General features: G+C 65.1%; 17 protein-coding genes. 5 read left to right on the top strand and 12 right to left on the bottom strand.

Features of this window, described 5'->3' with window-relative positions; all coding sequences use genetic code 11:
• Nucleotides 1-273 precede the first annotated feature (273 nt).
• The 3 genes from AC1Q6X_RS14745 to AC1Q6X_RS14755 are packed head-to-tail and all read left to right on the top strand — an operon-like array spanning nucleotide 274 to nucleotide 3,588.
• Complete coding sequence (locus AC1Q6X_RS14745; RefSeq protein WP_070224255.1) at nucleotides 274-1,536, top strand: hypothetical protein; 1,263 nt, start codon at nucleotides 274-276, stop codon at nucleotides 1,534-1,536.
• Between the two features lie 10 nt (nucleotides 1,537-1,546).
• On the top strand, nucleotides 1,547-1,954 hold the full coding sequence (locus tag AC1Q6X_RS14750; protein ID WP_070224256.1) for a type 2 periplasmic-binding domain-containing protein: 408 nt from the start codon (nucleotides 1,547-1,549) through the stop codon (nucleotides 1,952-1,954).
• Nucleotides 1,955-2,013: 59 nt separating this feature from the next.
• The gene (locus AC1Q6X_RS14755) at nucleotides 2,014-3,588 is read left to right on the top strand and encodes a methyl-accepting chemotaxis protein (RefSeq protein ID WP_492497677.1); all 1,575 of its coding nucleotides are present in this window, start codon (nucleotides 2,014-2,016) and stop codon (nucleotides 3,586-3,588) included.
• A 78-nt stretch (nucleotides 3,589-3,666) separates the two neighbouring features.
• On the opposite strand, the gene AC1Q6X_RS14760 is transcribed toward AC1Q6X_RS14755, so the two are convergent.
• The 12 genes from AC1Q6X_RS14760 to AC1Q6X_RS14815 all read right to left on the bottom strand — a co-directional run bounded on the left by AC1Q6X_RS14760 (nucleotide 3,667) and on the right by AC1Q6X_RS14815 (nucleotide 16,362).
• On the bottom strand, nucleotides 3,667-4,890 hold the full coding sequence (locus tag AC1Q6X_RS14760; RefSeq protein ID WP_492497678.1) for a M24 family metallopeptidase: 1,224 nt from the start codon (nucleotides 4,888-4,890) through the stop codon (nucleotides 3,667-3,669).
• Nucleotides 4,891-4,935: 45 nt separating this feature from the next.
• On the bottom strand, nucleotides 4,936-5,472 hold the full coding sequence (locus AC1Q6X_RS14765) for a type II secretion system protein (protein ID WP_492497679.1): 537 nt from the start codon (nucleotides 5,470-5,472) through the stop codon (nucleotides 4,936-4,938).
• A complete protein-coding gene (locus AC1Q6X_RS14770; RefSeq protein ID WP_230502007.1) occupies nucleotides 5,459-5,842 on the bottom strand; it encodes a type IV pilin protein in 384 nt (127 codons plus the stop codon). Before AC1Q6X_RS14770 ends, AC1Q6X_RS14765 begins: the two co-directional genes overlap by 14 nt.
• A 5-nt stretch (nucleotides 5,843-5,847) precedes the next feature.
• Complete coding sequence (locus tag AC1Q6X_RS14775) at nucleotides 5,848-6,330, bottom strand: type II secretion system protein (RefSeq protein WP_492497680.1); 483 nt, start codon at nucleotides 6,328-6,330, stop codon at nucleotides 5,848-5,850.
• On the bottom strand, nucleotides 6,327-8,219 hold the full coding sequence (locus AC1Q6X_RS14780; protein ID WP_492497681.1) for a secretin GspD/PilQ domain-containing protein: 1,893 nt from the start codon (nucleotides 8,217-8,219) through the stop codon (nucleotides 6,327-6,329). The genes AC1Q6X_RS14775 and AC1Q6X_RS14780 overlap by 4 nt, the downstream gene beginning before the upstream one ends.
• Complete coding sequence (locus AC1Q6X_RS14785) at nucleotides 8,216-8,755, bottom strand: hypothetical protein (RefSeq protein WP_070224261.1); 540 nt, start codon at nucleotides 8,753-8,755, stop codon at nucleotides 8,216-8,218. The genes AC1Q6X_RS14780 and AC1Q6X_RS14785 overlap by 4 nt, the downstream gene beginning before the upstream one ends.
• On the bottom strand, nucleotides 8,752-9,372 hold the full coding sequence (locus tag AC1Q6X_RS14790; RefSeq protein ID WP_492497682.1) for a hypothetical protein: 621 nt from the start codon (nucleotides 9,370-9,372) through the stop codon (nucleotides 8,752-8,754). The genes AC1Q6X_RS14785 and AC1Q6X_RS14790 overlap by 4 nt, the downstream gene beginning before the upstream one ends.
• Entirely contained in the window at nucleotides 9,360-9,908 is a 549-nt protein-coding gene (locus tag AC1Q6X_RS14795) for a hypothetical protein (protein WP_492497683.1), read from the bottom strand. Before AC1Q6X_RS14795 ends, AC1Q6X_RS14790 begins: the two co-directional genes overlap by 13 nt.
• A complete protein-coding gene (locus AC1Q6X_RS14800; RefSeq protein WP_492497684.1) occupies nucleotides 9,899-10,687 on the bottom strand; it encodes a hypothetical protein in 789 nt (262 codons plus the stop codon). The genes AC1Q6X_RS14795 and AC1Q6X_RS14800 overlap by 10 nt, the downstream gene beginning before the upstream one ends.
• The gene (locus AC1Q6X_RS14805) at nucleotides 10,674-12,371 is read right to left on the bottom strand and encodes a GspE/PulE family protein (protein ID WP_492497685.1); all 1,698 of its coding nucleotides are present in this window, start codon (nucleotides 12,369-12,371) and stop codon (nucleotides 10,674-10,676) included. The genes AC1Q6X_RS14800 and AC1Q6X_RS14805 overlap by 14 nt, the downstream gene beginning before the upstream one ends.
• A 22-nt stretch (nucleotides 12,372-12,393) precedes the next feature.
• Complete coding sequence (locus AC1Q6X_RS14810) at nucleotides 12,394-13,587, bottom strand: type II secretion system F family protein (RefSeq protein ID WP_492497686.1); 1,194 nt, start codon at nucleotides 13,585-13,587, stop codon at nucleotides 12,394-12,396.
• A 243-nt stretch (nucleotides 13,588-13,830) separates the two neighbouring features.
• On the bottom strand, nucleotides 13,831-16,362 hold the full coding sequence (locus tag AC1Q6X_RS14815) for a M4 family metallopeptidase (RefSeq protein ID WP_070224267.1): 2,532 nt from the start codon (nucleotides 16,360-16,362) through the stop codon (nucleotides 13,831-13,833).
• 675 nt (nucleotides 16,363-17,037) lie between these two features.
• On the opposite strand from AC1Q6X_RS14815, the gene AC1Q6X_RS14820 reads away from it, so the two are divergent.
• The gene (locus tag AC1Q6X_RS14820) at nucleotides 17,038-17,691 is read left to right on the top strand and encodes a hypothetical protein (protein WP_492497687.1); all 654 of its coding nucleotides are present in this window, start codon (nucleotides 17,038-17,040) and stop codon (nucleotides 17,689-17,691) included.
• A gap of 92 nt (nucleotides 17,692-17,783) precedes the next feature.
• Entirely contained in the window at nucleotides 17,784-18,752 is a 969-nt protein-coding gene (locus AC1Q6X_RS14825) for an IS1595 family transposase (protein ID WP_230502026.1), read from the top strand.
• Nucleotides 18,753-18,830: the final 78 nt, after the last annotated feature.

Genomic DNA, 18,830 nt, shown 5'->3' on the forward strand with positions numbered 1-18,830 from the left:
GTGTGGTTTTGCACAGCGTGCTATTTAGATAAACCCCTCTAGAACGCGTGCTTTTTTCATCAAAAGCGGCGAATTCGCTCATTGCCGCAAGAAAACTTTCCAACGTAAAACCTTTTCTATGTAGCATGGTTTTACTCACTGGTCACGTCGCCATGCACGCCCAAGGCGATGGTGGCGCGAAAAAAAACGGACCCGGCCTTTTGCGGCTGGTGAACCCTCGACCGCGAGTTCCATTCCACGATTAACGTTCACCGCTACGGGTATTTAATTACTATGAATAAACACGTCCTGATTTTCCTGTTGGCCATGCCCCTGGCCATCAGCCATGCCTACGCCGAAGAGGCCGTTGGCCCCGCCGTCAAGATCAGCGGTTACGGCACGGCCGCCCTGACCATGGCCGATACGGACAACGCGCAGTTCGCGCGCCCGAACCAGGCTGCCGGCGCCGGCCGCACCGCCCGCACGGGCGTCGATTCCAACCTGGGCTTGCAAGCCAATGTCACCGTCAACCCGTGGCTGTCGGCCACCGTGCAGGGCCTGGCGCGCAAGGATGGCGAAGATGATGTCGGCGCCGAACTGGCGTGGGCCTTCGCCAAGGCCAAGGTATCGGACAGCTTCAGCGTGCGCGTCGGCCGCATGGGCCTGCCCGTCTTCATGATTTCCGATTATCGCAACGTGGGCTATGCCAACACCATGCTGCGCCCGCCCGGCGAAATGTATTCGCAGGTGCCCCTCAATAGCATCGATGGCATCGACGGCACCTACCAGTTCAGCGCGGGCGATACCAGCATCACCACGCAGCTGGCGCTGGGCCGTACCAAGGCCACCCTGGCCACGGGTCCCGCTTCGACCGTGCAGGTGGAAGGCAAGTCCATCGTCGCCTTGAACGTGGTGGCTGAACATGGCCCCGTCACCGTGCGCTTCGGCCGGGCCGAGACCAGGTTGACGATCAACGATTCACCGAGCCTGAACACCTTGATGGGCAGCTTGCGCGCGGCCGGCAGCGGCTACCGGATCGCCCAGCTGGGCGCCCTGGCCGATGCGCTGGAAGTCAAGGACAAGAAGGCGTCGTTTACCTCCGTGGGCCTGGGCCTGGACTGGAACAATGTGCTGCTACAGTCGGAATATGCGAAGCGCAAGACGGACAGCTATGTCAGCGACAGCACCTCGTGGTATGTGATGGGCGGCTACCGCATCGGTGCTTTCCTGCCCTACTACAGCCACGCCAGCCTGAAGGCCGATGGCCGCGTGAACAACACCGTGCCGGCATCCTGCCCTGCCGGCTATCCGGCCGCCTGTACGCCGACCCTGCGCGCCCTGTCGGCCGGCGTCGAGACCCTGGCCACCATGCGCAACCAGCTCGAGCAATCGACGGACAGCATCGGCGTGCGCTGGGACTTCCACCGTTCGGCCGCGCTGAAAGTGCAGATCGACCGCATCAAGCCGAAGAATGGACCTGGCCTGTTCGTGCAAGCCAAGCCGGGCTTCCATGGTCCCGTCACGGTGGCTGCCGCCGCCATCGATTTCGTTTTCTGAGGAGCGCCGCATGAAACCATTGATCTTGAATGTGGCTGCCTTGCTGGCGCTGTCGACCGCCGTTCCCGCCATGGCCGAAGTGGTCGTGGTGGTCAATCCGAAAAGCGCCGCCGGCGCCATGACGAATGAACAGGTGGCGCAATTCTTCCTCGGCAAATCGACGGCCATGACGCCGATCGACCAGCCGGAAAGCGCCCCCGTGCGCGCCGAGTTCTACAAGAAGGTGACGGACAAGGAACCGTCGCAAGCGAAGGCCCTGTGGTCCAAGCTGGTCTTCACGGGCAAGGCCACCTTGCCGAAGGAAGTGGCCAATAGCGCCGACGTGAAGAAGGCCGTGGCTGCCGATCCGAAAGCCATCGGCTATATCGAAAAGAGTGCCGTCGACGCCAGCGTCAAAGTGGTGCTGACGGCGCCATAAAGCCGGCCCGGGCCGCACGCCATGCGGCGGCCCGGTACACATACCATCAGGAGACAGCAATGAGCATCAAACGCAAGATATGGGCGCTGCCTGCCGTCTCGGCCGTGATTTTCGGGCTGGGGCTGGCCGTCAGCGCCTATCTGTCCACGGCCACGCTCAATTCCATCCACGCTACCGAAAGCGCCGACTATCCCGTGCTCGACATGGCCAAGTCGCTGACTCTGGACGTGGCCGCCGTGGGCGACGCCCTGCGCGACGCCGTCAGCGAAGGCGACAAGGAGCGTATCGGGCAAGTTGGCGGCCAGGCCGTCAAGCTGCGCGAAAAACTGGCCGCCTTTGCGGCGATTCCCGGCCAGCGCGAGCAGGGCCAGCGCCTGACCAGGGAATTCGATGCCTACTATGCGCCGGCACTGAGCGCGGCGCGCATCATGCTGGAAATGGAAGAGGGCGACCCGCAAGCGACCGTGGCGCGCATGCAGGGCGCGCTGGCGGTGCTCAATGCCGACCTGGCAAAGACCAACGAACAGGCGCAAGCGCAGTTCAGGCAGGGCATAGAACGCAGCGCGGCCAATGTGCGCAATGCGCTCAATACCAGCATCGCCGTGGCGCTGGCCGTCATCGTCTGCCTGGTGGCCGTGTCGCATTTCGTCGTGCGCGCCATCTGGCAGCAGCTGGGCGGCGAACCCGAATATGCGCGCCAGATCGCGCGCGCCGTGGCCGATGGCGACCTGTCGATGCACATCGTGACCGAGGCGGGCGACCAGGACAGCCTGCTGGCGGCGCTGAAGGACATGCGCGCCAAGCTTGGCGGCATGGTCTCCGATATCAAGGCGTCGGCCGAAACCATCCAGGTGGCCAGCGCGGAAATCGCGCAGGGCAATGCGGACCTGGCCGCGCGCACGGAATCGCAGGCGGGCAGCCTGGACCAGACGGCGCGCAGCATGGACAGCCTGACTTCCACCGTGCGCGACAACGCCGCCAACGCGGGCCAGGCGCATGCGCTGGTGGTGTCGGCATCGTCGGTTGCCGTGAAGGGCGGGCAGGTGGTCAGCCAGGTGGTCACCACCATGGGCGAGATCAACGATGCATCCAAACGCATCGTCGACATCATCGGCGTCATCGACGGCATCGCCTTCCAGACGAACATCCTGGCCTTGAATGCGGCCGTGGAAGCGGCGCGCGCCGGCGAACAGGGGCGGGGCTTTGCCGTAGTGGCGTCCGAAGTGCGCAACCTGGCGCAGCGCAGCGCGGCAGCGGCGCGCGAGATCAAGCAATTGATCGGCGATTCGGTGGCCAGGGTGAATGTCGGCTCGAAGCTGGTCGACGAGGCGGGTCTGACCATGGGCCAGATCGTCGATTCCGTGAAAAAGGTGGCCGACATCATGGCCGAGATCAGTGCCGCCAGCCAGGCGCAGAGTGCCGGCATCGGCGACATCGGCGTGGCCATCGGCAGCATGGATCAGATGACGCAGCAGAATTCCGCGCTGGTGGAAGAAGCGTCGGCGGCGGCTGAATCGCTGCAGGAACAGGCCGTGCAGCTGGGTACGGCGCTGGCCGTGTTCAAGCTGGCGCAGGGTGCTGTGTCGGATTACGCGCTGCGCGCTAATCCGACCTACCGGGCATTGGCGGTATAGGTTGGATTAGCGCAGCGTAATCCAACACAGCAGTGTAGGTTGGATTAGCGCAGCGTAATCCAACACAGGAGCGCCGGCTTACGTGCGCAAACCGAACGGATCGTCGATGCTGTGCGCCGGTTGCGTGAACCAGCGCGGTCCGTTTTCCGTCATGTAGAAATGGTCCTCGTGGCGGATGCCGAATTCGCCGGGGATGCAGATCATCGGCTCGTTCGAGAAGCACATGCCCACGTCGAGCGGCGTCGTGTCGTTGCCCACCAGGTAAGGCCACTCGTGGATATCGAGGCCGATGCCGTGGCCCGTGCGGTGCGGCAGGCCGGGCAGCTTGTAGCCGGGGCCGTAGCCGTCCGCTTCCAGCGAGACGCGCGCGGCGCGGTCCACGTCGCCGCACGGTACGCCCAGTTGGGCGGCCGCGAATGCGGCGGCTTGCGCGGCCTTTTCGCTGTTCCATACGCTGCGCTGGCGCTCGCTGATCTGTCCGAAAACATAGGTGCGCGTGATGTCGGAGATGTAGTTCATCACCTGGCAGCCCGTGTCGATCAGCACCGTGTCGCCCGCCTTCAGGGTCTGCTCGTAGTTGACGCCATGCGGGTAGGCGGTCGCCTCGCCGAACAGCACGATGCAGAAGTACGAGCGGGGCGCGCCTACCTTGCGGTGCGCGCGCTGGATGAATTCCTCCACTTCCACCGTCGTGATGCCTTCGTACAGCATGCTGGCCGTGGCCACGTGCACGGCCAGGGTCATGTCCATCACGCGCTGCATCAGGGCGATTTCCGCCTGTGATTTTCTGCTGCGGCAGTACGCGGTGACGGTGCGCGCGTTTTCCAGTGCATAGCCGGGTGCCAGCGGCTTGATGCCGTCGTAGATGAAGAAGGCGGCGCTTTCGCAGATGCCCACGCGTAGCGGTCGATTCGCGTCCTGGACGATTCCCATGCGCGCCAGCACGTCGACGAACAGCTGGTACGGGCTTTCATGCTCTTCCCAGCAATTGACCTTGCCCTCGATGAGCATGAAGCCTTGCAGGGTGCTTTCCTCGAAGGCGGGGGCGATGTATTCGATCTCGCCGCTGGCCGGCAGGATGGCGCCCACCATGCGTTCGCTGGCATACCATTTGGTGCCCGTGAAATAGGTGAGGTTGGCGCCCGCGTTCAGGTAGATGGCGGCGATGCCCTGTGCGCGCATGAACGCTTGCGCCCTGGCGATGCGTTGCGCATGTTCGTCCTTGCCGATGGCGACCATGCCGCCCGTCATGTCCGACAGCGATGCCAATGCCTGTTCGATGGAAGTGCCACCTATGCTCATGCCTGCTCCTTTGCTCGATGCTGAATATGGAATGCGGGCATGATATCAGTTCGCGCCTTTCGGCTTGAGGCCGGGCGCGCCGCCGGCCGCGTCGGGCGGAGCCAGCACCAGGTCGTGCGGATACGTGAAGTGCCAGTCGGCGTAGCGCTGCTTGCGGCGCAGGCTGGCGTCTTCGTCAAGGAAGTTGTCCTGCTTGATGGGCAGCTGCGGCGACAGCGAATGGATGCCGACGATGCGTCCCTCCTGCCGCAGCACGCCCCATTCCGCCTTGCCCGTGACGGGGTCCGCATACAGGCGGCGCAAATGGCGCCGGGCGTTGGCAAAGCGCGGGTCACGCAGCAGTTCCTGCAGGGTCAAGGGATAGCGGGGTCGCCCGTCGGCCGGCGTGCTGTCGTAGTAGCGGCCCAGCGCGTTGCGGAATTCATGACCGATGAACAGCAGCTCGCGTTCCTTCTCGCGCCGCGCGGCCGTGGCAAACAGTTCGCTGGCCAGCACCAGGCCCACGCCCATGAATGCCACCAGCATCAGGGTCCAGATATACGCGAAGCCCCGTGCGCGGCGCCGGAAACTAGAGCTGTTCAAACGGAATGCCCTCGCGCGTCTTGCCCTTGGCGCCGCTGCGCACGTCGGCCACGCCGCCGATCTCGCCATTGGGCGAAGGGATCAGCTGCCAGGTGGCGGCCGACTCCGTGACGGGGTCCAGCGGCACGCTGCGGAAGTAATGGTGGGTCACCAGGTCGGCCAGCGCGGCCGGGTATTCTCCCTTGTCGGCATAGTATTTATCGAGGCCGCTCCTGAGCACCTGCAGGTTTTCCTTCAGGGCGACTTCCTTCGACTTTTCCACGGAGCCGAAATAGCGGGGGATGGCGATCGTCAGCAGCAGCGAGATGATCGCCAGCACCACCAGCAGTTCGACCAGGGTAAAGCCGCGGCGTATGGTCGGGGTATGCATGGCGGTCACCATTGATTGAGCGGCACGCCGTTCAGGCCCACCTTGGTCGAGCGCGAGGCGACGTCGAACACGTCTTCGCCTTCGCTGGGATTGTCGGGCGGCGAGGCATAGGCGCGCTTGCTCCAGCTGTCGGCCGCGCTGCCGGCTTCCCTGGGCTGGAACGGGTCGCGCGGCAGGCGGCGCAAAAAGTAGATGTTCTGCTTCGACGGGCTGCGCTGGTCGGGCACGCCCTCGACCAGTTCCTCGAGTTTTTTCGGATAGCCCGATGCGCCCAGCGACAGCTTGATGCGGCCATTGTCCGACGCGCGCTTGTAGGCGTCGATCGCTTCGCGCATCTCGATCAGGGCGCTGCGCAGTTCCTGCTCCTTGGCCCGTTGCAAGGCCACCTGCGCCATCGGCACGGCCACCGTGGCCAGCGTCGCCATGATGGCCAGGGTGATCATCAGTTCGATGAAGGTAAAGCCCCGCTCTTTCACTGGCCACCTCACTGGCCACCTTTGCCGGACTTGTCGCCTGCCGCGGGCGCCTCGTCGCCGCCCGTCATGGGCGAGCCTGCGCGCGCAGGGGCTTGCTCGGGCGCGGCGATGGCTTCCGGCGTGCCGCCCACGCTGGCGCGCCCGCCCACGGACGCCTCGGTGCCCGAGTTGAATTCGGCCGTCATCAGGTCGGGGCGGCGGATGCTGCGCAGCAGGCGCGGCGTGATCGACAGCACGATCTCGCTGCGCATGGCGTCGTCCTTCTGGCTGCCGAACAGGCGGTTCAGCACGGGCAGCTCGCCCACGCCGGGCACCTTGTTGGCCGTGCCCCGGTCTTCGTCGCTGATCAGGCCCGCCAGCACCTGCGTCTCGCCATCTTTCAAACGCAACACGGTCGAGGCGCTGCGCGTGCCGATCTGGTAAGCCTGCGTGCCCGTTTTGCTGATCACTTCCTTGACGACGTTCGATACTTCCAGGTTGATCTTGATGGCCACCTCGTCATCCAGGTAGACGTTCGGTTCCACGTCGAGTTTCAGGCCCACGTCGATGTAGTTGACGCTGTCGGAACTGACGCCGTTGTTCGTCGTGACGGTAATGACGGGCACGCGGTCGCCGATGAGGATCTTCGCCTTTTCCTTGTTGCGCACGCGGATGCGCGGGTTGGCCAGGATATTGCTGTCGCTGTCCGTCTTGTTGGCGTTGAGGGTGACGCCGCCGATGCCCAGGTTGATATTGTCGCCATTGATGCGGTGCAGGTCCGCCACCTTCAGGCCGCCCAGGCCACCCGTGCTGCCTGCGACGCCGGCCAGGGTCAGGCTGGCCTGGTCGGGCCAGCGCACGCCCAGTTCCATCAGGCGCGTGCGCTTGACTTCCAGCACCTCGACTTCCAGCATCACTTCCGGGTCGGCCAGGTCCTGCACGTTGATGATGCGCTCGGCCATGCGCACCATTTCCGGCGTATCGCGCAGCATGATGATGCCCAGGCGCTCGTCGGTGACGACATCCTTGGCCTTGAGCAGGGTCTTGATGGAGAACGCCACCGTCTTGACGTCCGCATTGGCGAGGAAAAAAGTGCGTACCACCAGCTGCTGGTAATCCTTTACCTTTTGCGGCGTGTTCGGGTAGATCGTGATCGACTTGTCGCTGGTGACGCTTTGCTCGAGCTGGTTCGCGCCCAGCAGCATGGCGATCGCTTCCTCGATGCTGGTGTCGCGCACGGAAATGGTGGCGCGCAGGGCCGGGTCGACCTCCTTGTCGAAGACGAAGTTCAGGCCTGACACCTTGCTGAGAAGATCGAACACGGAGCGCAGGGGCGCGTCGCGAAATTCCAGGGTCACGGGTTTGCGGTACGCAGCCGCCAGCTTGCCGCCGGCCGGACGGCTTTTGGCCAGCTCGTCGCCGATGCGGCCGTTCAGGGCCAGCGCCTCGCGCTGCGCGGGACGCTCCTGCAGCACCTGGCGCAAGGCTTCCTGCGCCTGCGCGACATTCGCTTCGCCGCCGCGCTGGTAGCTGGACTGCGCCTCCTGCACCAGCTTGCGGTGCCGTTCATCCTGCGCCACGCCGGCCAGGCCCCGCTGCGCCACGTCGTTGCTGGCGTCCAGCGCCAGCGCCTGCTGGTACAGCGCTTGCGCTTCGGGCAGCTTGCTCTGCTGGCGCAGCGCCTCGGCGCGGCCATTGAGGTTGTTCAGCGCGCGCATCCTGCCGTTGGTGACGGCGATGCGGTACTTGGCGTTGGTCGGTTCGGCCTGCGCCGCCTGTTCCAGCAGGGCCAGGCCCTGTTCCGTGCGGCCGGCGCCCAGCATGGCCTGGCCGTCGGTATAGGCCTGGTTGCCGGCGCAGGCGGCCAGCAGGGACAGCATCGGCAGCAGGGTAATGCCAGTACGTGGTGTGCGTCGTTTCAATTGATATCCCCTACGGCGAGTGTCTGTTTCAGGTTGAGCGGCAGATAGGTAAATTGCAGGGCGCCCTGCACCACGCCATCGAAGCGGTAGCGCTCTTCGAGCGTGTCGCCGGGCCGCGCCACCACGTTGCGTTCGCCCGCCTGCAGGAAATAGGCGGCCTTGCCTTCGTCGACGAAACGGCCAAGGAACTGGAAGGGCAAAGGTGGCGGTGCGTTCGCATCGACGGCGGCGACAGTGCGCGTGGCCTGCGCCGCCTGCTGGTCGAGCATGATCTTTTTCGGCGTCTCCGGCTGCCAGCTTTGCTTGGCGAACAGGGTGGCCGCTTCCTCGTCATCGAGGCCCCGGCGCGGTTCGATGGCCAGCGCGCGATTGGCTGGCGCAGCGGCAGTGGCGACGACGAGGGGCGCGACCGCCACCCGTTCCACCTGGCGCGGCGTGGCAGTGGCCGGCCCCACGATGCTGCCTTCGTCCTCCGGGGCGAAGAGGGCGGCCAGCAAGGTCGCCACGGCGGCGCCCCCCAGTACGGCTTTTTTCATCGGCGCGCCTCCGGCTTCTTGACCAGCAGGATGAACTGGATGCGTGCATCGATCTCGCCCGCCTCGATCTGTTCGCGCTTGAACAGCACGGAGTCGAGCGTCAGCGTGGGCAACGCTTGCAGGGCGTCGACGATAAAGGTTTGCAGCTGCGCGTATTCGGCCTTCACGGGCAAGGTGATCTGGTAGCGCAAAAAGGCCGTGTTGCCGTCTTCCTGCGGCTTGTAGTCGGCCTTGGCCAGGGTGACGCCGCTCTTTTGCGCCGCTTCCAGCAAGGCCTTCAGCTGCTCGGGAATGCTGTCGTGCGCGGGCAGGTAGGCGTGAAAGGCGGCCAGGCTGTCAGCGTCGGCATCGAGCGTGACGGGCGCCGGCGGCAGCGCCGCCTGTTTCGCCATCACGGCCAGTTGCGCGCGCAATGGCTGCTGGCGTCCGGCCAGGGCCTCGCCCTGCTGCATGGCGACGGCGGCCAGCGCCAGGCTTGCCGCGCCGATGGCGCTGGGCCAGCCCAGCATGCGCCACAGACGCTGCGCTTCCCACGCCACGCGCGGCGGCATATGCAAGTGGAGGCGTGCGCGGGCCACGGGCGTGCCGGCTTTTAACACAGGTTTTATTGCCGCCATTGCGCCTCCAGCTGAAAACGGTAAGGGTGTGCGGGCGCGTTCGCGTGACTGTTCATCTCGTGCTTGAGCAGATACACGGAACTGAACATGGGCTGCTGGTTCAGGAAGGCCAGGTAGTTGAGCATGTCTTGCGGGGTTTCCGCCTCGGCGGCGATTTTCAGCACGCTGGCGCCATCCTGTCCCTGCTGCGCGTTCAGGTCCAGCCCCAGGAGGGCCACGCGCACGTCGCGCGGCGCCTGCACCGTCCTGACCAGGCGCGTGACGGGCAGGTTGAGCTGGCGCACGGCGGCGGCCACCTGTTTCAGTTCGAGGTCGCGCTCGCGCTGCTGGTTCGCCGAGAGCGGAGCATGCACGGGACGCGCGGGCTGCAGCTGCGCCAGCTGCGCCTCCAGGCGCCGCGTTTCCTGCGCCTGCACCAGCCAGTACACGGCGGCCGGCAGCAACAGCAAGCCGCCCGCCAGGCACAGGGCCAGGCGCCAGCCCTTGAACGTCTGCGCGGCGCCGGGCGGCAGGAATTCCAGGCGGCTCAGGCCCATGCGGCCTCCCGCAGCAGGTGGGCGGGGCCGGCCACGGCGATGGGCGCGAAGCGTTCGGGCACGTTCGCCTGCGGCACGCCGCTCAAGTCGATCAGGGTCACGTGTTCGATGGCGTCGAGCTGCGGTGCGCGCAAGTTCCAGCGCCGCCATGCCCGGTCCAGTTCGTCGCCCCAGGCCGCGGCGCAGGACTGGCTGTGCAGGGCCGTGATGCGTCCGCCGCCCGTCGTTGCCAGCAGCAGCCGGCCCGCTTCCACCAGGGCGAAGGCGTCGGGCTTGGCACCGGCGATGCTGCGCCAGGCCGGTCCGGCGATCGGTTCGATGGACAGGCAGCGCCGGCCATGTGCGGCCGCCGCGTCCTGCACGCCTTGCAGCAGGGCCGCATCGATGCCGCAGGCCAGGCGCGGCGTGCCGTATGGGGCGTCGTCGGCGGCCAGGCGCCAGGCGCGCGCACCCTCGCCATACACGGCGCCGAACTGGCTGTGCAGGAAGCGCTGGGCGCTGCTCCGGTCGAGCAAGGCACCGCTCCACGGTACCATCAGCATGGCGCACCAGCGGCTGGCCAGGCTGACGGCCAGCGGCATTTTTTTGCCGCCATCGTGTTCGAGCCAGCCGCGCAGGGCGGCCAGCGCGACTTCCCAGCTGGCGTCGGGATTCGCAATGGGCAGGTGGAAGGCGCTGTCGGGCAAGGGGCGGCCGGCGCGGCGCAGCACGCCGTGCAGCCCGTGCGGGGCCAGGTGCAGGCACACGGTGGCGCGGGTAAGGCGTTCAATAAGTGACACGATTGAGCTCCGCTAAAGTGGTTTCTCCGCGCCGCACCAGGTCGAGGCCCGCTTCGCGCGCCAGGCGGAAGCCGTTGCGCGCCGCCTCTTCCTTCATCTGGCTCAGGGGCGCGCGCGTGCAGATCATTTCGCGCATCGTATCGCTGAGCATCAAGACCTCGGCGACGGCCTTGCGGCCCTTGTAGCCGGTGCCGCGGCAGTGGCCGCAGCCCTTGCCGGCCATGAATTGCCAGTCCTGCACCTGATGCAGGGCCAGGCCGCTGTCGCGCAGCTGCTGCGCGTCGGCCAGCACCTCGGCGCTGGCGTCGATGGCGCAATGGGCGCAATTGAGGCGCAGCAGGCGCTGCGCCACGATGCCGTTCAGGGCCGCCGCAAAGCTGTAGGCATCGACGCCCATGTGGAGGAAGCGGCCGACCACATCGAACACGTTGTTCGCGTGCACGGTGGTAAATACCAGGTGGCCCGTGAGCGCCGCCTGCACGGCGATCTGCGCCGTTTCATCGTCGCGGATTTCGCCGATCATGATCTTGTCGGGATCGTGGCGCAGGATGGAACGCAGGCCGCGCGCGAACGTCAGCCCCTTCTTTTCGTTGACGGGTATCTGCAGCACGCGCGGCAGCCGGTATTCGACGGGGTCTTCGATGGTGACGATCTTGTCGCGGCCCGTGTTGATTTCCGTGATGGCCGCATACAGGGTGGTGGTCTTGCCGGAACCGGTGGGGCCCGTCACCAGCAGCATGCCGTGCGGCTTGGCGGCCAGGCGGCGGATCTGTTCGATGGCGTCCTCGTTCAGGCCCAGGCTTTCCAGGCGCAGCGCCTGCGCCGCTTCCGTCAGCGCGCGCCGGTCGAGCAGGCGCAGCACGGCATCCTCGCCAAAGATATTGGGCATGATGGAAACGCGAAAGTCGATCTCCGCCCCCTTTACGCGCACCTTGAAGCGGCCATCCTGCGGGATACGGCGCTCGGCGATGTCGAGGTCGGCCATCACCTTGATGCGCGAGATGATCTGCTCGGCCATCTGCAGCCCCTGCACCTGGCCCGCCTGCACCAGCACGCCGTCGACGCGGTATTTGATGACCAGGCTGGCCACGTCGCATTCGAGGTGGATGTCGCTGGCCTGGAATTTCAGGGCATCGTAGATGGTGGAGTTCACCAGTTTCACGACCGGGCTGCTGTCTTCGCTGATGCGGATGAGCGAGATGTCTTCGATGCTCTGGTCGAGGCCCGGCAGATCATCACCGTGCTGCATTTCCTGCATCGCCTGCTGCACGCTTTCCTGCTGCTGCAGGTAGGCGACCAGGTCGTCCGGATGCGCCAGCGCCACCGTGAAGGGCGTGGACAGGGCGAAGTCGGCCCATTGCAGCAGGTCCTCGCTGAAGGGATTGCCGATGACGAGCACGGGCGGCGCGCCCGGGGCATCGGGCTGCAGCAGCACGCAGTCGCGCTGGGCGCAATCGGTGTAGGGCAGCAGGGAAAAGGCGGGCAGGGCGGCCTGCAGTTCGGCCATCGTCCAGGCCGGGTAGCGGAACAGGGCGGCCAGCTGGCGCAAAAACACTTCGGGCGGCAGGGCCGCCGTTTCCTGCAGCACGGCCATCTGCGGGCGGCCCTGTTCCAGCGCACTGGCATGGGCGCGGCGCAGCATGGCCGCATCGAGCACGGCCCGTTCTTCGTCGCGCGCGTTCATGGCAGCACCTTCACGATAAGGTTCAAGACAAGCTCCCCGCCAGTTCAAAGATCGGCATGTACATCAGCACCACCACGCCGCCGATCACCACGCCGATGATGGTCATCAAGAGCGGCTCGAGCAGGCGCGAAGCCCAGTCCACCCAGCGGGCGAATTCCTCGTCGTGGAACTTGGCCGAGCGTTCCAGCATGTCGCCCAGGCGGCCCGTATTTTCTCCCACCTTCAGCAGCGATTGCGCCACCGGCGTGGCCATGCCGGCCTGTTCCAGCGCGGTGGAAAACGGCATGCCTTCCTGCACCGCGCGGCGCGCCTGCGCCAGCTGCTCCTGCTGCGCCGGCAGCAGCATGGGGCCGACCATGGCCAGCGCCTTGTGCAGCGGGATGCCCGCGTGCAGCAGCAGGCTCAGGGCGCGGTAGAAGCGGGCCAGGCGGAATTCGGCCGCCTTCTCCGCCAGTACGGGCAGGCGCAGCAGGCGCAAGACCAGGGCCTGGCGCGCGCCGGCATTGGCAACGCCGAAGACCACGGCGCCGACGGCGGCGGCCAGCGCGCCGGCGCACAGCAGCGGATGCGCGGCCAGGGTCTGGCCAAAACCGAGCAGCATTTGCGACATCCAGGGAATTTCGCGGCCCGAGCTTTCGTAGACGACGCTGAATTTGGGCACCACATAGCCGAGCAGGAACAGGGTCACCAGGCCGCCGACGACGAGCAGCATGCACGGGTAGATGGCGGCGGAAATGAGTTTTTTGCGGATGGCGTCGAACTGCAGCTGGTAGGCGACGAAGCGGGCCAGCGCCTCGGGCAGGTTGCCCGAGCGTTCGGCCGCGTGCACGGTGGCGATGTAAATGTCGGGGAAGATGTCGGGAAAACCGGCCAGGGTGTCGGAAAAGCTTTGCCCCTGCTGCAGGGTGAGCACGATGGCGGCCAGGGTGCTCCTCGCGCCCGGGCGCGTTTCCTTGTTGTGGAGGGTGGCCATGGCCTCGCCCAGGTTCAGGCCCGCTTCGAGCAGGGCCAGCAGCTCCTGGCTGAATTGCAGCAGGGGCAAGCCCTGCTTGCCGGGGCGCAGCGCGGCGCCCGCGTCCGGCGCGGCGCCGTCATCGACGGCCAGCACGCGCCAGCCGCCGCGCACGGCCGCGCGGATCGCCTCGGCCTCGCTGGCGGCGTCGATGGCCAGCGCCTGGCTGCCCGCCGGGCCCTGCACCTGGAGGTGGAACTGCATGGCCGGCTCAGGCGAGCATGGTGGCAGGCGTAAAAATGGACAGGCTGGAATGGGGGAAAGCGCGTGCGGACAAGGTCGAAGTAGGCATCGGTCAGGAACCATCCAAAAAAGTTCAATTCGTCGCGGGTACCGGCAGCAGGCAAGATGCAATCACTGCCTCAGGGTAGACTGGAATTGCCAGGAAATCAATCGTGCTGTGCGGGCAAGCCATCGTTTCGATGGCTTGCCCGCATGTTCAGCCGCTTACTGGGTAACCAGGCTGACCTTGTCGATCACGAACGAGGTTTGCAGCGAAGCGTCCTCGGTGGCGGCGAACGAGATCTGCACGGTCTGGCCCTTGTAGGCGATCAGGTCGAAAGTGCGGATCTGGTAGCCGGCCGCCTTGTTCACGTTCGAGTACGAGGCCAGGGTGCCCAGCACCGTGCCGGCGCTGTTCTTCACGGTGACGACCAGCTTGTCGTACACGGTATTGCCCGTTTCCGCCGTGTCGATATGCAGCGCGAAGCTCAGGCTGGCGGACGTGGCGGCGGCCGGAATGGCCACGCTTTGCGTCAGCGATTCGCTGGCCGTGACGCCATTGCCGCCCAGCCAGGCGTACTGCGTGCCTTCGTACGCGGTTTGCCCCGTAAATGTGCCGATGGCGCCGGTGGTGCCGCTCCAGCCCGTGGCGCCGGCCTCGAAGCCGCCGTTCGTCACTCTTTCGGTGGCGCTGCTGGTGCCCACCGTCAAGGTGGCGTTGTTCGACGTGGCCGTCACGGCGGGCGACGAGGAATCCGTCACCGTGGCCTTGAAGACGGCGCCGCTGTCGGCCGCCACGGCCGTGAAGCTGTAGGCCGGCGACGTGGCGCCGCTGATCACGGCACCGTTGCGGTACCACTTGTAGGTGTACGGCGCCGTGCCGCCGCCCGCGCCCACGGCGAACGAGGCGGTGGCGCCCGGTGCGACGGTGATGCTGGCCGGCTGGCTGGTGATGGTTACCGCGCCGCCCGTCGTCGATTCATCGACGTCGGTACCCACGTTGATGGCCGCATACGCGCGCTTGACGGCGATCGATTCCGCGCTGCCCACGCCATACAGTTCCTCGGCTGCCTGCAGCACCTTGTTGCGCGCGTCGGCATAGTTGGTCGACGAGGTGAACTTGGTGGTGGCGGCCTTGAACCAGATGCGGTAAGCCTTGTCGCTGCCGATACCGGTCATGGCCAGCGGGCTTTTGTTCAGGTAGGAGCTGTAGTAGTCGCTGCTGGACGTGGAATTCGAGCCTTGCGACAGGAAGTAGAACATGCGGTTGTTCGGGCCGCTGCTGTAGTGGACGTCGAGGTTCTTGATGGTGCTGCTCCACGCATTCGGGCTGCTGCCATCCTTGCTCGGCTTGTACAGCCAGCGCAGCGGCTGGCCGTTCTTGGCGATCTCCTTGCCCGTCATCCAATCGTTGCCCGTGTTCGGAATCGTGGTGCCCGTGCCGCCGGCGCGCGCATACGCTTCCACCATCTCGCCGGCGATGTCCGAGCTCGATTCGTTCAAGCCGCCCGACTCCTGCGAGTAGATCAGGCCCGAGGTGGCGTCCGTGATGCCGTGACCCATCTCATGGCCGATCACGTCGATGGAGCCGAGGTTGTTGAACGCGCTGCCGCCGTCGCCGATGTACATGCATTTGCAGTTGCTGTCGTAATAGGCGTTGTCGTAGGCCGTGTTGACGTGGGCGGCGATGTGGGTGGCCGTGTTGTTGCCGTCCAGGCTGGACCAGCCCAGCACGTTCTTGTGCGTGTCGTAGGTGTTCATCAAGCCCCACATCGCATTGACGGCCGCCGTCTGACCGTTGGCGTTGGTGGTGCTGCCGCCGCTGATGTATTGCTGGCCGTCGCCCCAGGTATTGCTGGTGTTGCTGTACACGCTGCCCGAGGTGGTGCCGTGGTTGGCATTCGTGATGGCCATGCCGCCGAAGCTGCCGCCCGTGCCGCGGCTGGGGTCCTTCATGGTGTAGGTGCTGCCCGTGAGCGTGGTGTTGAGCGGCACCTGGCCGTTGTACTGGCTGTTGCCGATGCCGGCGACGGTTTTCAGGGCTTTCCATTGGCGCAGGATGCGGCCATCCCGGGCGCTGACGATGGTGTCGTAGTAGACGGGCTTGCTGCCGCTGATCATGCGCGTCTGCACCAGGTAGGCCAGCTCGTAGTGGTCGACCACGTCCTGCACGTCGAGGGCGTTCAGCGCGGCTTCCGACTTGTTCTCGGCGCCGGCCACGCGCACGGTTTTCATTACGGGATAGATCAGCAGCTGCGCATGCGGCGGCACATGGTCGACGGCCGGCACGCCGATGCTTTTTACTGCAGCGGCAATGGCGGCGGCGGCGCTGACGGCCGGCGTGGTGTCGATATCGGTGGTGGCGCTGCGGGTGACGGAATTGACGCCGCCGCTGCCGAGGCCGGACGCGCGGTCCGACACGGATTCGCTGACGATGTCGCCGGCGCTGTTGCTGACCACCACCGTCTCGGAACCGAAGACGGGCAAGCCCTTGTAGGTGTGCTGTACGCGGCTCACGCGCGTGCCGCTGACGCCCGGATGCTGGGCGCCGACGGCAAAGCCATGCTCGGTATTCAGACCGCGGCTGCGTGCCTGCGCGGCCAGCTTGTTGACCAGGCTGGCGGTCTCTTGTGGAGAAGCCAGGGCGACCGGCGCGGCCATCAGGGTCTGTGGCAGCGGGGTGGCGGCATCGGCCGTGGTGGCCATCAGCGGCAGGGCGGCGATGGATGCGGCAACTATCGTCAAACGTAAATTCATTTCTGCTCCATGGTATCGGTTAAGGAAATGGTGAATGAGCTGGCCGCGATGCCTGATGGCCACCCCGGCGCGCCTGGCGGCGGGCGGATAGCCTGCCGTTTTGTGGTGGCATGACGCCGGGTAGGGGGACACTAAACTTGTCGAGATCGCCATGTCAAAAAATTCAAGAAATGGGTCACCAGGCGATTTTTTGTTAAGAATTGAACATTTATCGGCATCGCATCGTTGGAAAGTTTGATCTACCACAAGCTGCAACTTTTGTTTTGGACTACTACCCCTATTGGCGCGCTCTGTTGGAAAAACACTGTTGCCTTTTCTAAATGTTGCGATCTACACTAGCTCTTCGCATTGCCCCCCAGCGGAGCACGCGAAGACAAAAAAAGCGCACGCGGCAATGACCGCGTCCAGATACAGCGCATCGGGAAAAAAAATCGGGAGTTTCACATGACGTCAGTTCTGTTTTCTGCTGTTGGTTTCAGCCATTTCCCCTCTGGAGCGGCACTCATGCTGCATCCGCCTTCCTAGCGGCCGCCAGCCGGCTTTTCCCCCGCGAGGGGATTCTTTTCTGTAAGTCCGACCGTGCCGCCCGGCGCGGCCGCTGGCGCAGTGCATCTTTTTTTCAGGAAGGGTTGCCGGCTCCTGGTGCGTGCACCGGAATCACCGGCCCGACGAACTATGCTTTCGATAGCGACCAAAGTGGAACAGATCGTGATGGAATCGGCCTTTCTCAGCGAGGGATTGGGCCGTGGCTTGCTCAACCTGTCGGAGCTGGCGCGCCAGCTGCAGCCGCAATTGCAGACCGACTTATGGAAACCGGTGGGGCAGGCCGCCGTGGTGATGGCGCTGCGCCGCCTGGCCGAGCGGATGCCGCAGAAAAACGGCGAGATCGTGCTGGCGCACCGCGCGGGCGAACTGTCCACGCGCAGCGAATTGATGGTTGTTACCTACCGCTATTCCGACCAGACGTATGCCTGCCAGCGCCAGTTGCTGGCGCTGGCAGCGCCGCAGCGGGGCACATTCATCACCATTACGCGCGGCGTCAACGAGGTGATGGTGATCTGCAGCCGTTCGCTGCACGCGCTGGTGGAAGAGGTGTTCGGCGAAGAGCAGGAACTGGCGCGCCTGGAGCGGGTGACGGCCGTGACCCTGCACCTGGCGGCCGAAACCTGCTATACGCCGGGCGTGTATCACGCCATCCTCAAGCGCCTGGCCTGGGAGCGCATCAACCTGATCAACATCATTTGCACGTATACGGAACTGACCTTGCTGCTGGAAGCATCGCAGACGGGCGCGGCCTTTTCCGTATTGTCGAAAATCGTCGCGCAATGAAAAGGCTCTGTCCCCGTTAAGTAGGGGAAGTTCAGGAATCTTCCTGTATCCCTGCTGTCTGACTGTGCATCGCAGACAAACGGGAGCCTTTCATGCAGATAGCTCAATGGAAAACCTTCATCGCCCAGTTCGCCGTACTGAACCGTCGCCAGCGCCTGGCGGGCATCGCTCTGCTGCGAGGAAGCGCACCGCAGGGCGCTGCCGCGGCACTGATCGAAAGCGTGGCCCGGCAGCGGTTGCACTGTCCTGCCTGCAATAGCAGTCATGCTCACCTGCATGGCCATGCGCACGGACTGCAGCGCTACCGTTGCGTGCCGTGCGGCCGCACCTTCAATGCACTCACCGGCACGCCGCTGGCGCGCTTGCGCCATAAATCACTGTGGCTTGATTACGCCGATTGCCTGCTGGCATCAGATTCCGTGCGCAAGGCGGCGTTACAACTGGGCGTGCACCGCAACACCACCTTTCGCTGGCGCCACCGGTTTTTAAGCCTGGCCAAGACGGACCGGCCCCATTGCCTGCATGGCATCGCCGAAGCGGACGAGCTGTATGTGTTGGAGTCGGAAAAGGGATCGCGGCATCTGACCCGTCCGGCGCGCCGCCGTGGCGGTCATGCCCGCCGGCGTGGCATTTCCAATGAGCAGGTCTGCATCCTGGTGGCGCGCGACCGTACGGGACAAACCCTCGATTTCGTCACCGGAAAAGGGGCGCTGACGAAGGCGCAGGTGCGCCATTATTTATTGCCCATGATCGACAAGGACATTTTGCTGGTCACCGACGGCCACGCTGCCTATCGCGCCTTCGCGCGTGAAGCGGGCATCAGTCACCAGGCCGTCAATTTGCGCGCAGGCATCCGCGTGCAGGGCGCCGCGCATGTACAGAACGTCAATGCATATCACAGCCGCCTGCGGGCATGGCTACGCCCCTTTCACGGCGTGGCGACGCGCTACCTGCCGAATTACCTGGGCTGGCGCTGGATACTCGACGCCGGGCGCATCCGCTCCCCGGAAACATTATTGAAGGCAACGCTGGGAGCATTCCCACATCTGATGGTGACATAGCTGTCCAGTCCTAAAATAGGTTGACAGTATTTATTGCTGCACAAACGCCCGATGCACCGCATCGGGCGTTTTGTACTT

The organism is Janthinobacterium sp. GW823-FHT06H09, from assembly GCF_058794735.1.